Raw genomic sequence first — 13,386 nt, 5'->3', positions numbered from 1 at the left:
AGGATTATGACTAATAACGGATATGCAAATTATATATAATTAAAAATCAGCATTTTAAATTAAGTCTACGAAAATAACAAAATGTTGTACCTAATAAAAAAACACAGGCTTTTTAAACGAAAAAAGTCGAAGATTTCTCTTCGACTTTTGTACAGGTGGGGAGACTCGAACTCCCACACATTGCTGCATTAGATCCTAAGTCTAACGTGTCTACCAATTCCACCACGCCCGCATTTTAATATTTTAACACTAATAATTAGGTTAAATCCTAAGTCTGGCGTGTATAATTAATCTTGCTACCTGATAATTTAATTAAATCTAAAGCTATCAATTTTTGTAAGGAATTTTTCAACAACTTTATTAAATAATAAATTAATTTAAAACGACCCTAATATTATTAAGTAGAAGATAAATAGCAAAATTCTGTACCTATTAAAGTAAAAAACTTTTAATTTATTGATAGATTTGATTTTTCTACTATCTGGAATTGGACTCGAATCATTGAAATTTGCGTTATGCCCTGACCATTTAGTAGCTAAACACCTCGAATCTCACCAAATTAAGTATAATAGATTTAAATTTTATAAAGAGGTGCGTAATTCGGTGCGTAAAAATATACCACCTAGCGATACCCCCTGTTAATACTATAAAAATAAATATCTGGATAGTTCCTCATTCTCCCGACCCTAAAAAAAATTTTTGAAAGAATTTAGAAGTCAATAACTTTTTCTAATGCCTCATCTGTATCCTTTTTTACAAAATTTGACTGATATAAAATCGTAGTTGTTACAGAAGAATGTCTATATAACTTTTGAAGCATTTGGATAGGTATTTTATCACCAGAAATATTACCAAAACTATGTATTGCAATATGCATACTTAGTTTTTTATCAATACCTGCTTTTACTGCAACTATTTCTAATCTGCGATTAAAATTCCTTGTTGCGGTCTTTATTCTAGTTCGTAATTGTTTATGATCATTTAAATTGACACCTTCCAATTCTTTAAATAGATATATTGAGTCTTCATTCCTTTCAAGTCTTTTTAAAATACTCACAACTTTTCCTGGAACTTTAAGTGAAACTAATTTACTGTTCTTTCCCATTCTATAGTTTAATCTATTATCTAAAAAATCTATCCATTTTAATTTAAGAACATCGCTAACTCTTATTCCTGCAAAATAAAAACTAATTAACCATGCATTTAAAGCATACTGTTGTGCTTTTGTAATTCCCTTTATATTCTCTAAAACTATAACTTCATCTATATTCAAACCTATCTTTCTTGTTTCTGGAAATCGGATTTGGTATTTCCCCTTTCCGAATGGATAAAATTGAATATTAGTATCGGATTTAGATATAGCAAGATTAAAAATAGTACGAATAGTTATCATATAATTCACAACAGTTCTAGGCTTTAGATTCCTTTTATTAAATAAGTGATTTTCAAAAAGTTTTAAAAGCTCTACAGTCAATTCATTAAAATAAAGTTTATCTTTTTTTACAAACGCTTTAAAAACTTTAATGCGATGACATACTATATCATATTGATGAAATTGTTTTCTATCCTTTATTATTCTTATAGTTATAGGATGCAACTTTTTTGAGTTAGGTCTCTTGTCTAAAAATGGGCTTATTGATGACATAATTATTTGGTAATTAAATAAATATACAATTATTAATAATTAACCTCTGCTAAAACATAGCTAAAACATTCTTTGATGTTATTTGGATTCATTTGATATCAAATAAAATTAAGAGTGCGGTAACTTATTGATTTTAAAGGTATTTATATTAAAATGATATATAACGTTCTAAATTCATAACCCGGAGGTCTCGAGTTCAAATCTCGATCTCGCTACAACAGTAAAAGCTTAACACAAAAGTGTTAGGCTTTTTTTTCTGCGTTTTTCGAAAGCTTGTTTTATAGCAAAACGTATGATAACAAGACGCTAAAATTACAGGCTTTTACTATTGTACAGCTTACCTTAAATCTCGATCTCACTACAGCATTAAAAGAGGCTCTCTAAAAACTGTAAAATCTGTCATTCTGAATTTATTTCAGAATCTTAAACAATTTATTTTCAAAATACATTAGAATCTGAAACTAGTTCAGATTTACAAAAAGGTAACTTTTTAAGCAGCCTTTTATTTTATGCGTTTCGCCTAAGCTTGCTTTAAGGTATTAATGTCATCGCGGTCAACGAAGCCAATCTATTTTTAAAAATGAGGTTACCACGTCCTGCGTCCTTGTAATGAACATTTTAACTATGGTACATCTTTCATTAAAAAGATTATGTAAATCTCCTGTCTGAGATCCTGAAACTAGTTCAGGATGACATTGTGTTTATATGTTATGGCAATCACAGGATTTTGAGAGAGCCAAATTGTACGATGGTTAGTACTGGAATTGTTTCAATATATTTAGCCGATAAGACAACAACAAGCTTTAATTACTTTTTATTTCTGATAATTACATCACTTTACCAGCCAAATATTTTTGTACTTCGTAAACATCGATGCTTTTATTAAATTTTTTGCTTACAGATGGCAAGTTTTCACTAGAAATCCAAATTTTTAATTCGGCATCTAAATCGAAAGTTCCCGAAGTTTCTAACGAAAACCTTGAAATACTTTTATAAGGCATAGACTTATACTCTACTTTACTACCTGTTATACCTTGTACATCAATAAGAATTAAGCGTTTATTGGTAAACATAAACACATCGCGAAGTAATTTAAAACCTAACTCTACTTGTTCGTTATCGGCTAACAAACGCGAATATTTAGCGTTTAGTTGCTCGGTTGATGCCTGACTTGCATTACCTAATATTTTGTTTAATAATCCCATGATATATAGTTTTAAATTAATCTTGTAAATAAAAGCTTTTTAAAACAAACACGTTAATTTCACTTTAAAAACCGTAAATACCGCTTTAAAACTCCAGAAATATCACTAGAAAAATGAAAACGATACACCACAAAAAGATACAATACAACCACAAGTAACGATTTGCATGCCATAGCAATTATAGGGTGAAAAGGAAATTCCCAAAAATAAAACACCAACACCAAACCAGCTATTAAAATAAAGGTTTTGGCCGTAGCTTTCGAGAAGGGCAACATGTTAAACTTTTTATACACAAAACCAATTTTAACGGTATTGTATAAAAACACAGCAATAAAAGTAGCAATGGCAGCACCATTTATACCCAACATGGGAATAAAAACCATATTTAGCACCACCATAATTAGCACCAAAACAACACCTAAAACCAATACAACTCGGTAATAATCGCTATTAAACAAAATGGCGTTATTACTACCCAAAAGCGCATCGTAAAGCTTACTAATGCTAATAATAAATAGCACAAATAAACCTGTGCTATACGCCGCAGAGTTTGGCATTAACAAATACAATTGGTTAATATTAAGCGTAATTAACAAAAAGATTAGCCCGCTTACAATAACCAAATTAAGCGAACTTTTTTGATACAAACTTTTTAAGGCATCGAAATCCCTATCGTTTAAATATTTTGCCGATAAAGGCATTAATATTTGATGCATAGCCCGATGCGGCACTCCAATTACTGCTGCAATGTACACCGCCACACTGTAATAGGCTATTTTTTCAATATCGATATAACTTCCCATCATAACTTTATCGACATCGAGTAAAACTGTTGCTACAGATCCGGCGATAATAATTAACATGGAATATTTTAAAACAGCGCCTAAATTGTTTAGTCGTTTAAAGCTTAAAACTGGCCATTTTACACTAAAAGCGTAAATTTTCATGACTACCATTTTTAGCACATAAACCACAACTAAACCATTCATAAAAGCATCTAAATCAATAACTTTAAGATACAGTAAAACCAGTAAAACCATAGCTCCTGCCCTATGAAAAACCTCTTTCATAAAAATTCCAAAAACGGTTTTCATCTGTACTTTTACCCAAGCAAAAAATACTTCAAAATAACCTAAAGCAACCGCGATTACACAGGTATGCCAAATGTAATTTTTAATAATGTCATTTTTAACAGCTAAAAACTCACTAATACTTTCATTAAAAATATAAGTAGCCGCAACCACAGGAATTACAACCGCTAGCGGCAAAAAAAGCATTAAGGTTAAAAAACTATTTAACGAAACTCGCGTTTTATACGATGAATAAAATTTAACAACTGTATTATGAACACCAAAGGCCATTAAAGGCGTTAAAACTGTGGCTAACGACAGCATATAATTTACCATACCATATTGCTGAGTACTTAAAAAATTTGTGTACAAAAACAACGTATTTACACCTCCTAAAAAAAAACCCAAATAGGTTAACAGTATATTTTTAAAGGACTGATTCGCAACAATTCCCATTATATTAAGCGCGTTAATTGTTTGGTGAGTGCTTTTCTATGATACTTTTGCAAACCAATTGGCTGCACAGTTAAATCATTATTTTTGTAAGCCTTGTAATATTCTAAAATCGTTGCTTTTAATGCGTCGTAATCATTATAGTTAAAGCATGTTCCGGTGTTGGTTTGGGTAGTTATAGTTTCAACATCCCAACCTTTTGGGCCTATGGCTACAATGGGTCGCTGTGCTACCATGTACTCAAACAACTTGCCTGGAATTATGCATTTCGTGTCTTCTGAATTTATTTCAATAAGCAATAATAATTGTGATTTTTTTTGAAATTTAATTGATTCATTATGCGACACATAACCTAAATTATTTACACAATTACTTAAGCTGTAATTTTCAAGAGAATGAGCCACATTTTCGCTTAATAAGCCAACAAAATTAAGTTGTAAGTCGTTGGAAAACGATTCGTTTTCCTTTTTTAAATCTCTTAAAACTTGCCATAAAACTTCAGGATTTCGCTTAGATAATAACGAACCGATATGAGAAATGGTGAATTTAGAATCTAATACCGTAGTTTCAGTTTTTTCGTCGTCGTAACCATTTGTAATGACTTCTATTGGTTTTTGGGTGATGTTCTGAAACTCTTTTTGGGTAGTAAAACTGGTCACAATTATTTTATCGGCCGTATTTAAAACTTGACGCTCTAATTGTTTATGTTTTTTTGCTGAAGATTTTAAAAGTTTTAACTGTTTATGATAGCCAATAGTTGTCCACGGATCGCGAAAATCGGCAATCCAATTCACATCTAATTCTTGCTTTAACTTCAAGCCGATTAAGTGCAAACTATGCGGCGGACCTGTAGTAAGAATAGATTCAATATTTTCTTTAGACAAAAGCACTTTAATCACTTCAAATGAAGGACTTACCCAATTTTTACGAGCATCTGGAATAAAGAAATTACCACGAATAAAAAGCATCAGTTTTTCGATAAAACTTTGGTTTTCTTTTTCGGTAATTATGCCTTTACTAATGGTTTTCGATTTGTTTTTCGAGAACAAACCCGCCAGTTTATAAGGTTCTTTTATAGGCTGTTTTATAACAGTAATGCCTGTTGGTATTTCAGCAATTAAACTCTCATCAATTAAAGGGTAATTCGGGTTTTCAGGAACAAAAACAATAGGTTCAATATTAAACTCGGGTAAGTATTTTACAAATTTTAACCAACGTTGTACACCAGGACCGCCCGCAGGTGGCCAATAATAGGCAATTATTAAAACTTTTTTTTTACTCATTTGTATCGTCGAGTAATCGGCCGTTTTTAAACTGATAAAATATTCCTCCTAAAATCAACAAAAACAACAATATAGAACTCGCTAAAGTAATTTTACTCCCTGTTTTTACAACATCTGGATCGAATTTAAACTCAATACTATGTTTTCCTGCCGGAATTACTAAACCACGCAACACATAATCTACGCGCATGTGCTCCACTGGTTTTCCGTCGATAAAGGTTTTCCAACCAAATGGATAATACACTTCCGAAAACACCGCAAAACCTTCATTTTGATTATTGCTTTCGTATTTTAAATAGTTTGGCGTTACCTCCTTCAGTTCTATTTTAGCTAAAGAATCAACTAAATAGTTTGGCTTAACCTCAAGCATTGTGTTTTGTGCTGAGTAAATTGCCCTTTCTTTATTGTTTAAACTATCCAATAATTTAATTTCATCGTTTGCCGAATCAACTTTGGTTAATGTTTCAACAAACCAAGCATTTCCATTAGCTTCATCATTTTTATAAGGAAACATATTCCCTTCTTGATCTTGCGCAACAATATACTTAGTATTCAGCATATTAAGCACATTCATGTTGTTTTTAGACACGTACCATTCGAATACTTCACTATAACGGCGTAATTCAGCAGCATTATAACCATTTAAAGAATTATGAAAATATGAAGGTTTTGAAGGCCCTGAAACCAAATCGAAAACCCTAAAATGCGATTTATCTTTTAATATTTCGTTATCAATGGCATTGGCGTTAAACGGTTTGTTCATAGCGATGCTTGAAACAAAATCGTCGTTATTAACATAGCGCCTGTCAACTCCAACTAAATCAAACACAATTAAAATTGCGAATACAGCAACAAGCCACTTTTCTTTTAATTTGTTTTTTAAATAATAAAAAATACCAGCTGCAGCCAATAAAACTAAAACTAAACTTCGTATGGTATCTGTTGTGAATATCGATTTTCTATCTGCTTTTAATGCATCAACAAAGGCTTGACCGTAATTTTGACGATAATACCCATCGTTCGCTCCAACAAAATCGAACAACGAAGATTTTAATAGTAAAAACATCAAAGCTAAACCACCTGTAATAGCTGTAGCATATTTTAAGGCTTTTAGTTTTTCTTCTTCTTTCTCAAAATTATTAAACAAGCGCACCAAACCAAATATACCCAAGGCAGGCACACATAATTCCAAAATTACCTGAATTGAGGTTACAGCCCTAAACTTATTGTAAAGCGGTACATAATCGATAAAGAAATTGGTTAAAAACCCTAAGTTTTTCCCGTATGACAGCAACAGGGAAAATATTGTACCTCCAACAAGCCACCATTTTAAGCGCCCTTTCACCAAAAACAAGGCAAATACAAACAAAAAAATAACCACTGCTCCAATATACGCTGGCGCTTCAACAATAGGTTGATCGCCCCAATACATAGGTGCATTTTTAGCAAACTCAGCAGCTTCAGTTGTAGATGCTCCTAATTTTCTAACCGCTTCGTAGGTTGCAGAATCCTTATCTAAGTTTTCACCATTACCACCACCCATAAACCGGGGAATAAATAAATTAAACGTTTCGGCAATACCATAACTAAATTGCGTAATGTAGTCTTTAGAAAGCCCAGAAGTAACACTTTTGGCACTTCCGTCGGCAAGTATTGTTAATTCACTTTTACCACGTTTACTTTCCTTTACATACTCTTGTGTAGCTAAAATATTTGTGGCGTTTAAAGCTATAGATAACACAACAGCTCCAATTAAAATTGCTATTGATTTAAAAAAATGCGGTAAAGTTTTCTTTTTAAAAGCATCAATAAAATAAGTGACACCAAGTATTACAACCAAAAACATGAGGTAATACGTCATTTGGAAATGATTAGACACCAATTCCAAGCCCATAGCTATGGCGGTTAGTAAAAAGCCACCAATATATTTCTTCTGAAAAACGAGCAAAATACCAGCCAAAACCAGCGGCATGTAAGCAATAGCATGTGCTTTACTATTATGGCCAACACCTAAAATAATGATTAAATACGTTGAAAACCCAAAGGCTAAAGCACCAAGGGCTGCGAGTTTAAAATCGACTTTTAATACCAATAACAGTACATAAAAACCAAGAAAATACAAAAACAGATAATCGGCAGGACGTGGTAAAAAACGAAGCGCCAAATCTATTTTTTTTATGTAGTTATGCGGATATCTGGCGCCTAATTGATAGGTTGGCATGCCTCCAAAAGCACTATTTGTCCAATACGTTTCTTCACCCGTAGCAGCTTTAAAATCTGTTTGCTGCTTGCTCATACCAATAAACTGAACAATATCGTTTTGATAAATTGCTTTACCTTGTAAAACGGGAGTAAAATAAGCTAAAGAAACAACTACAAACCCAATTAAAACGAATATATGAGGTAGGAATTTTTTAAAAGAAAATGTCATTTAAATAAATTGTATATGGATTTGAAAATTAATCAATTTCCTCGAAATCTACATATTCTCCAACATCTTTACTCGAAGTTTTAGTATTTGGAATTTTATCGATTGTAACTTCGCCTTCTTTTTTAGCCTTTTGTTGATTTCGTTGTCGTTCAAACTGTGAAAACTGATCGCCAAAACGAGCTTCGGCTTTTTTCGCTACAAACTTTAAAAAAAATGGCATAAATAAGCGCGCCAATATTTTTATTCCAAAATAAATTAATAGAATAATTAAAATCGTTCTTACCAGACCAACTGCAGATGCATATTGCATAAAAATAATTTTTTAACAAAAATACAATTCTAAATATTTAAAAAACGGTGAAAAATGATAAAAAATTTATAAAATCTCTATATTTGAAGCACCTATTATTAAACAACCCTATAATTACCTATTTTTATTAATTATGAGCCCAAATAAATCTATCTTACTTTTAATATTTGTTTGTTGTTGTAGTTTTGCAAGTTACAGCCAATACACAGATGTTATAAACTCTAATCGGCCTGGTGTTTCACGAAGTGCTTTTTCTGTTGGTACTAACGTTGCTCAACTAGAAGTTGGCCCATACTTTGTTAACGAAAAACGAACACCATCGCCTGCTTATGAGGTATCTGGTCTAGGAGTAGATTTCGCTGCGCGATACGGTTTACTTTGGGAACAGCTAGAATTAAATATTGAAGGCACATTTCAAGGAGATAAAAAAAAGTTTGAATCTGATTTTGCAACGGAGGAAAAAAGAGGGAATTTTAAATTTTTAGCTGTTGGTGCAAAATATTTGGTTTACGACCCCTATAAAAACGCAGAAGAAAAGAAACCTAACTTGTACAGCTGGAAAGCCAACCAACGTTTCGATTGGAAATCGCTAATTCCTGCCGTATCCGTTTATGTTGGCGCGAATTACGATACACCAGATAATCCATATATTACACCTGGTGTTGAAGGTTTTAGCCCTAAAGTAATGATTGCTACACAACATAATTTTACTAGCGGATTTGTTTTTGTGGTGAACTTAATTAAAGATAGAATTGGAACCGAACAATCTGATTTTCAATACATTTTAACCCTAACACGCTCAATAAGCCCGAAATGGGTACTTTTTATTGAAACTCAAGGTATTAAAAGCGATTTTTATGCCGATAATTTATTTAGAGGTGGAGGCGCTTTTTTATTGAGCAAAAATTTTCAATTAGACACCGCTATTACGCTTAACATGAAAGATACTCCATCGGTTTTTAATGCAACAATTGGAGCCTCTTACCGATTAGATTTTCATCGTGACAAAGAAATTAATAATGGTAATAGCAGAAAAGATATTATTAAAAGAAGTAGTGGTAAATCAAAAAACACAAAAAATAACACCAACAGTACTGCTCCTAAAAGAAGACAAAAAAAATCTATAGATTTCTAAATAGGCAATTCGCTTAATATATATATGAATACAACTATACTTAAAGAAGTTAAAACTAAAGCAGATTTAAAAACTTTTGTAAAATTTCCGTTTACACTCTACAAAGACTCAAAATATTGGGTACCTCCTATTATTAAACAAGAAATGAAATCGTTCGACACCAAAGAAAACCCGGTTTTTCTAGATGCCGAAGCGACATTGTTTTTAGCCTATAAAAACAACAAACTTGTAGGGCGAATAGCTGCAATTATAAACTGGAAAGAAGTAAAAGACCTAAACCAGAAAAAAATGCGTTTTGGTTGGTTTGATTTTATTGATGATTTAGAAGTTTCTCAAACACTTTTAAATAAGGTTGAAGAGATTGGAAGAGAAAACAATTTAGAATATACAGAAGGACCTGTTGGGTTCTCTAATTTAGATAAGGTCGGTGTTATAAGCGAAGGGTTCGATACTATATCAAGCATGATTACTTGGTATAATTACCCCTATTATATTAAGCATTACGAAGCAGCGAAATACAGCACAGAAAAAAAATATATAGAAAGCGTGTTTTCTTTTAACGATGTAGACCCAAATCAATTTACAAAAATTCAATCCCTTATAAAACGTCGTTATAAACTAGAAGCTTTAAATTTTACAAAAACTGAAGATTTAATGCCTCTTGTAGATAAAATGTTCGATTTATTTAATGAGACATATGCTAAACTATCTTCGTTTGTAGCAATTAATGATGTGCAAAAAGACTATTTTAAAAAGAAGTTTATTAATTTCATTAATCCTGAATATATAAAATTTGTGGTGGACGATAACAAAAACTTGGTAGGGTTCTCTATTGTTATGCCATCATTTTCTGAAGCACTTCAAAAAACAAACGGAAAATTATTCCCATTTGGTTTTAGGCATTTATTAAGCGCTAAAAAACATAGTAAAGATGTTATTTTCTATTTAATTGGTATTCGTGAGGATTTCCAAGGCAAAGGAGTTCACTCAATTTTATTTAGTGAATACTATCCTATTTTTAAAGCAAGAGGCGTTGAATATTGCCATAGAACTCCAGAATTAGAAGATAATAAGGCTATTCAAAATATTTGGAAAAACTTTAATCCTAAAATTATTAAACGCCGACGTACTTATAAAAAAGTATTATAAAAAAAACTGCTTGAAATTTTTAAATTGTAAACCTGATCTTGTATCAGGTTATTAAAATTCCGAAATAAGCTCAGAATAACAATAATAAATTTCAAGCAGCTTATTATTTTGTTTTTAATTATTTATCTTCCATTTCTGCCATTACAGCTGCCGATAAACGTTTGTAAGTCCCATTATCTAATCGATCTCTAATAGCATCAAAAGCATTAAGCGTATCCTCAACATCTTGTAAGGTATGAGTCGCCGTAGGAATCATTCTTAATAAAATTAATCCTTTTGGAATTACAGGATAAACCACAATAGAACAAAATACGCCATAATTTTCACGTAAATCTTTTACAAGAGCCATAGCCTCAGGAATACTTCCTTTTAAGTAAACTGGAGTTACACAACTTTGTGTGGTACCAATATCGAAACCACGTTTTTTTAATCCAGATTGTAAAGCATCAACAATAGTCCACAAGTTTTGTTTTAACTCTGGCATTGTACGTAACATATCTAAACGTTTTAAAGCACCAACAACTAATTGCATTTGTAAAGATTTAGCAAACATTTGCGAACGCAGGTTGTACTTTAAATAATCAATAATTTCTTGGTCTGCTGCAATAAAAGCTCCTGTACTTGCCATAGATTTTGCGAACGTAGCAAAATAAACGTCAATATCATCTTGTACACCTTGCTCTTCACCTGCACCTGCCCCAGTAGCTCCTAAAGTACCAAAACCATGTGCGTCATCAACGAACAATCTAAAGTTAAACTTCTTTTTAAGTTCAACAATTTCTTTTAAGCGTCCTTGTTCTCCACGCATTCCAAAAACACCTTCAGAAATCACTAAAATTCCTCCACCTGTTTGTTCTGCCATTTTAGTAGCACGCTCTAAGTTTTTTTCTAAACTTTCAACATCGTTATGCTTATATGTAAAACGTTTACCATGGTGTAAACGCACACCATCAATAATACATGCGTGAGCATCTACATCATAAACAATAATATCATTTTTAGATACCAAAGCATCTATGGTAGAAACCATTCCTTGATATCCAAAATTCAATAAATATGCAGCTTCTTTTTTAACAAAAGCAGCTAATTCGTTTTGAAGTTGTTCGTGTAAATCGGTATGACCAGACATCATTCTAGCTCCCATTGGGTAAGCTGAACCATATTTAGCACCAGCTTCAGCGTCTACCTTTCTTACTTCTGGGTGGTTAGCTAACCCTAAGTAGTCATTAATACTCCAAGTTATAACTTCTTTTCCTTGAAATTTCATTCTATTTGAAATTTCTCCTTCTAATTTAGGAAATACAAAATATCCTTCAGCATGAGACGCCCATTTTCCTAGAGGTCCTTTATCTCTGTAAATTTTATCAAATAAATCTTTCATTTATTAATTCTTATGGCTATTAATAGTTATAACTTAAACGATTCGTTTTATATTAAGCAGCTAAGGGTTAAAAAATTAAAATCGTTTTTATTTAGTGGACGCAAAATTACGTATTTTATAATATTGAACATAATTTTTAATGTTCAATTATTCTTAAAATAAACAAAAAATGGTGCTCTACTTTTAGGTAAAACACCATTTTATGTAATAAAATGCAATTCCTTATTTTATATACTCTATTTTTTGAGTAGATGCTTCGTTAACACTGTCGAAAAACCCTTGATCATTCATCCATTTTTCACTGTAAACTTTACTCATGTATCGTGACCCGTGATCTGGAAAAATAACCACTACTTTATCACCTTTTTTAAATCTTCCCTCTTCACCTAATTGCTTTATTGCTTGCATAACGGCACCAGAAGTATATCCTGCAAAAATACCTTCGGTTTTAGCTATTTGTCTAGCTGTATGTGCGCTTTCTTCATCGGTTACTTTCACAAATTCGTCAATCACATCAAAATCTGTTGCTGCAGGTATTAAGTTTTTACCTAAGCCTTCAATACGATAAGGATATATTTCTTTATCATCGAATTCTCTTGTCTCATGATATTTCTTAATTACTGAGCCAAAAGCATCAACCCCTATTACCTTAATATTAGGATTTTGCTCTTTTAAGTATCGTGCTGTTCCTGAAATAGTTCCACCAGTACCACTACAAGCAACAAAATGTGTGATTTCCCCATTAGTTTGCTTCCAAATTTCTGGGCCTGTCGACTGGTAATGCGCTTCAATATTTAATTCGTTAAAATATTGGTTAATATAAACAGAACCTTTGCGCTCTTCATGTAATCGTTTTGCAACTTCATAATAAGATCTTGGATCGTCTGCACTTACATGAGCAGGACAAACATAAACTTTTGCCCCCATAGTTTTAAGCATATCGATTTTATCTGCTGAAGATTTTGAACTAACTGCTAAAATACACTCGTAACCTTTAATAATGCTTACCATAGCGATACTAAAACCAGTATTTCCTGATGTTGTTTCAATTATTGTATCTCCAGGTTTAAGTATACCTTTGCGTTCGGCTTCTTCAATAATATAAAGTGCTATTCTGTCTTTTGAGGATTGTCCAGGATTAAAAGATTCTATTTTTGCGAAAAAATCACCTTCAAAATCCGAAGTAATTCTATTTAGTTTAACAAGTGGTGTATTGCCTACTAAATCTAATACATTATCAAATACTTGATTTCTGTTTTTCATAAAAGTTATTTTAAAACCCATTTTTATTTTAGGATAAAAAGTGGCTTATAACCCAACAAAA

Annotated in this window: 10 protein-coding genes and 1 tRNA gene; 2 read left to right on the top strand and 9 right to left on the bottom strand. The window is 31.9% G+C overall.

The genetic code is table 11. The features are described 5' to 3' along the window. Positions 1-150 precede the first annotated feature (150 nt). The 7 genes from PW52_RS15455 to PW52_RS15425 form a co-directional block, all read right to left on the bottom strand. Positions 151-232 (bottom strand) — tRNA-Leu (locus tag PW52_RS15455). 477 nt (positions 233-709) lie between these two features. Then, a complete protein-coding gene (locus PW52_RS15450; RefSeq protein ID WP_052823529.1) occupies positions 710-1,645 on the bottom strand; it encodes a tyrosine-type recombinase/integrase in 936 nt (311 codons plus the stop codon). 827 nt (positions 1,646-2,472) lie between these two features. Next, a complete protein-coding gene (locus tag PW52_RS15445) occupies positions 2,473-2,850 on the bottom strand; it encodes a PH domain-containing protein (protein ID WP_044633884.1) in 378 nt (125 codons plus the stop codon). A 59-nt stretch (positions 2,851-2,909) separates the two neighbouring features. Then, the gene (locus PW52_RS15440) at positions 2,910-4,376 is read right to left on the bottom strand and encodes a lipopolysaccharide biosynthesis protein (RefSeq protein ID WP_044633883.1); all 1,467 of its coding nucleotides are present in this window, start codon (positions 4,374-4,376) and stop codon (positions 2,910-2,912) included. Further along, entirely contained in the window at positions 4,376-5,656 is a 1,281-nt protein-coding gene (locus tag PW52_RS15435; RefSeq protein ID WP_044633882.1) for a glycosyltransferase family 4 protein, read from the bottom strand. The genes PW52_RS15440 and PW52_RS15435 overlap by 1 nt, the downstream gene beginning before the upstream one ends. Then, positions 5,649-8,087, bottom strand: coding sequence for a YfhO family protein (locus PW52_RS15430; RefSeq protein ID WP_044633881.1), 2,439 nt, complete (start codon positions 8,085-8,087; stop codon positions 5,649-5,651). Before PW52_RS15430 ends, PW52_RS15435 begins: the two co-directional genes overlap by 8 nt. Before the next feature lie 28 nt (positions 8,088-8,115). Continuing rightward, entirely contained in the window at positions 8,116-8,397 is a 282-nt protein-coding gene (locus tag PW52_RS15425) for a DUF4834 family protein (RefSeq protein ID WP_044633880.1), read from the bottom strand. A 133-nt stretch (positions 8,398-8,530) separates the two neighbouring features. On the opposite strand from PW52_RS15425, the gene PW52_RS15420 reads away from it, so the two are divergent. Both PW52_RS15420 and PW52_RS15415 read left to right on the top strand, forming a co-directional pair. Beyond that, the gene (locus tag PW52_RS15420) at positions 8,531-9,532 is read left to right on the top strand and encodes a transporter (protein WP_044633879.1); all 1,002 of its coding nucleotides are present in this window, start codon (positions 8,531-8,533) and stop codon (positions 9,530-9,532) included. A 24-nt stretch (positions 9,533-9,556) separates the two neighbouring features. Beyond that, positions 9,557-10,681 (top strand): hypothetical protein, encoded by a 1,125-nt coding sequence (locus PW52_RS15415; RefSeq protein WP_044633878.1) that lies wholly within the window; start codon positions 9,557-9,559, stop codon positions 10,679-10,681. 118 nt (positions 10,682-10,799) lie between these two features. On the opposite strand, the gene PW52_RS15410 is transcribed toward PW52_RS15415, so the two are convergent. Both PW52_RS15410 and PW52_RS15405 read right to left on the bottom strand, forming a co-directional pair. Continuing rightward, positions 10,800-12,062, bottom strand: a complete 1,263-nt coding sequence (locus PW52_RS15410) for an aminotransferase class I/II-fold pyridoxal phosphate-dependent enzyme (protein WP_044633877.1) — start codon at positions 12,060-12,062, stop codon at positions 10,800-10,802. A gap of 222 nt (positions 12,063-12,284) precedes the next feature. Further along, on the bottom strand, positions 12,285-13,325 hold the full coding sequence (locus PW52_RS15405) for a PLP-dependent cysteine synthase family protein (protein ID WP_044633889.1): 1,041 nt from the start codon (positions 13,323-13,325) through the stop codon (positions 12,285-12,287). Positions 13,326-13,386 lie beyond the last annotated feature (61 nt).

Origin of the sequence: Neotamlana sedimentorum (genome assembly GCF_000943565.1) — a bacterium.
Taxonomy (GTDB): Bacteria; Bacteroidota; Bacteroidia; order Flavobacteriales; family Flavobacteriaceae; genus Neotamlana; species Neotamlana sedimentorum.
Note: the sequence above shows the minus strand (reverse complement) of the source record. Positions and strands in the feature narration are given on the sequence as shown.

Excerpts from the sequence above, each read along its gene's own strand:
- PW52_RS15450 (WP_052823529.1), bottom strand. The coding sequence starts at position 1,645 with ATGTCATCAATAAGCCCATTTTTAGACAAGAGACCTAACTCAAAAAAG.
- PW52_RS15445 (WP_044633884.1), bottom strand. The coding sequence starts at position 2,850 with ATGGGATTATTAAACAAAATATTAGGTAATGCAAGTCAGGCATCAACC.
- PW52_RS15440 (WP_044633883.1), bottom strand. The coding sequence starts at position 4,376 with ATGGGAATTGTTGCGAATCAGTCCTTTAAAAATATACTGTTAACCTAT.
- PW52_RS15405 (WP_044633889.1), bottom strand. The coding sequence starts at position 13,325 with ATGAAAAACAGAAATCAAGTATTTGATAATGTATTAGATTTAGTAGGC.
- PW52_RS15435 (WP_044633882.1), bottom strand. The coding sequence starts at position 5,656 with ATGAGTAAAAAAAAAGTTTTAATAATTGCCTATTATTGGCCACCTGCG.
- PW52_RS15425 (WP_044633880.1), bottom strand. The coding sequence starts at position 8,397 with ATGCAATATGCATCTGCAGTTGGTCTGGTAAGAACGATTTTAATTATT.
- PW52_RS15410 (WP_044633877.1), bottom strand. The coding sequence starts at position 12,062 with ATGAAAGATTTATTTGATAAAATTTACAGAGATAAAGGACCTCTAGGA.
- PW52_RS15415 (WP_044633878.1), top strand. The coding sequence starts at position 9,557 with ATGAATACAACTATACTTAAAGAAGTTAAAACTAAAGCAGATTTAAAA.
- PW52_RS15430 (WP_044633881.1), bottom strand. The coding sequence starts at position 8,087 with ATGACATTTTCTTTTAAAAAATTCCTACCTCATATATTCGTTTTAATT.
- PW52_RS15420 (WP_044633879.1), top strand. The coding sequence starts at position 8,531 with ATGAGCCCAAATAAATCTATCTTACTTTTAATATTTGTTTGTTGTTGT.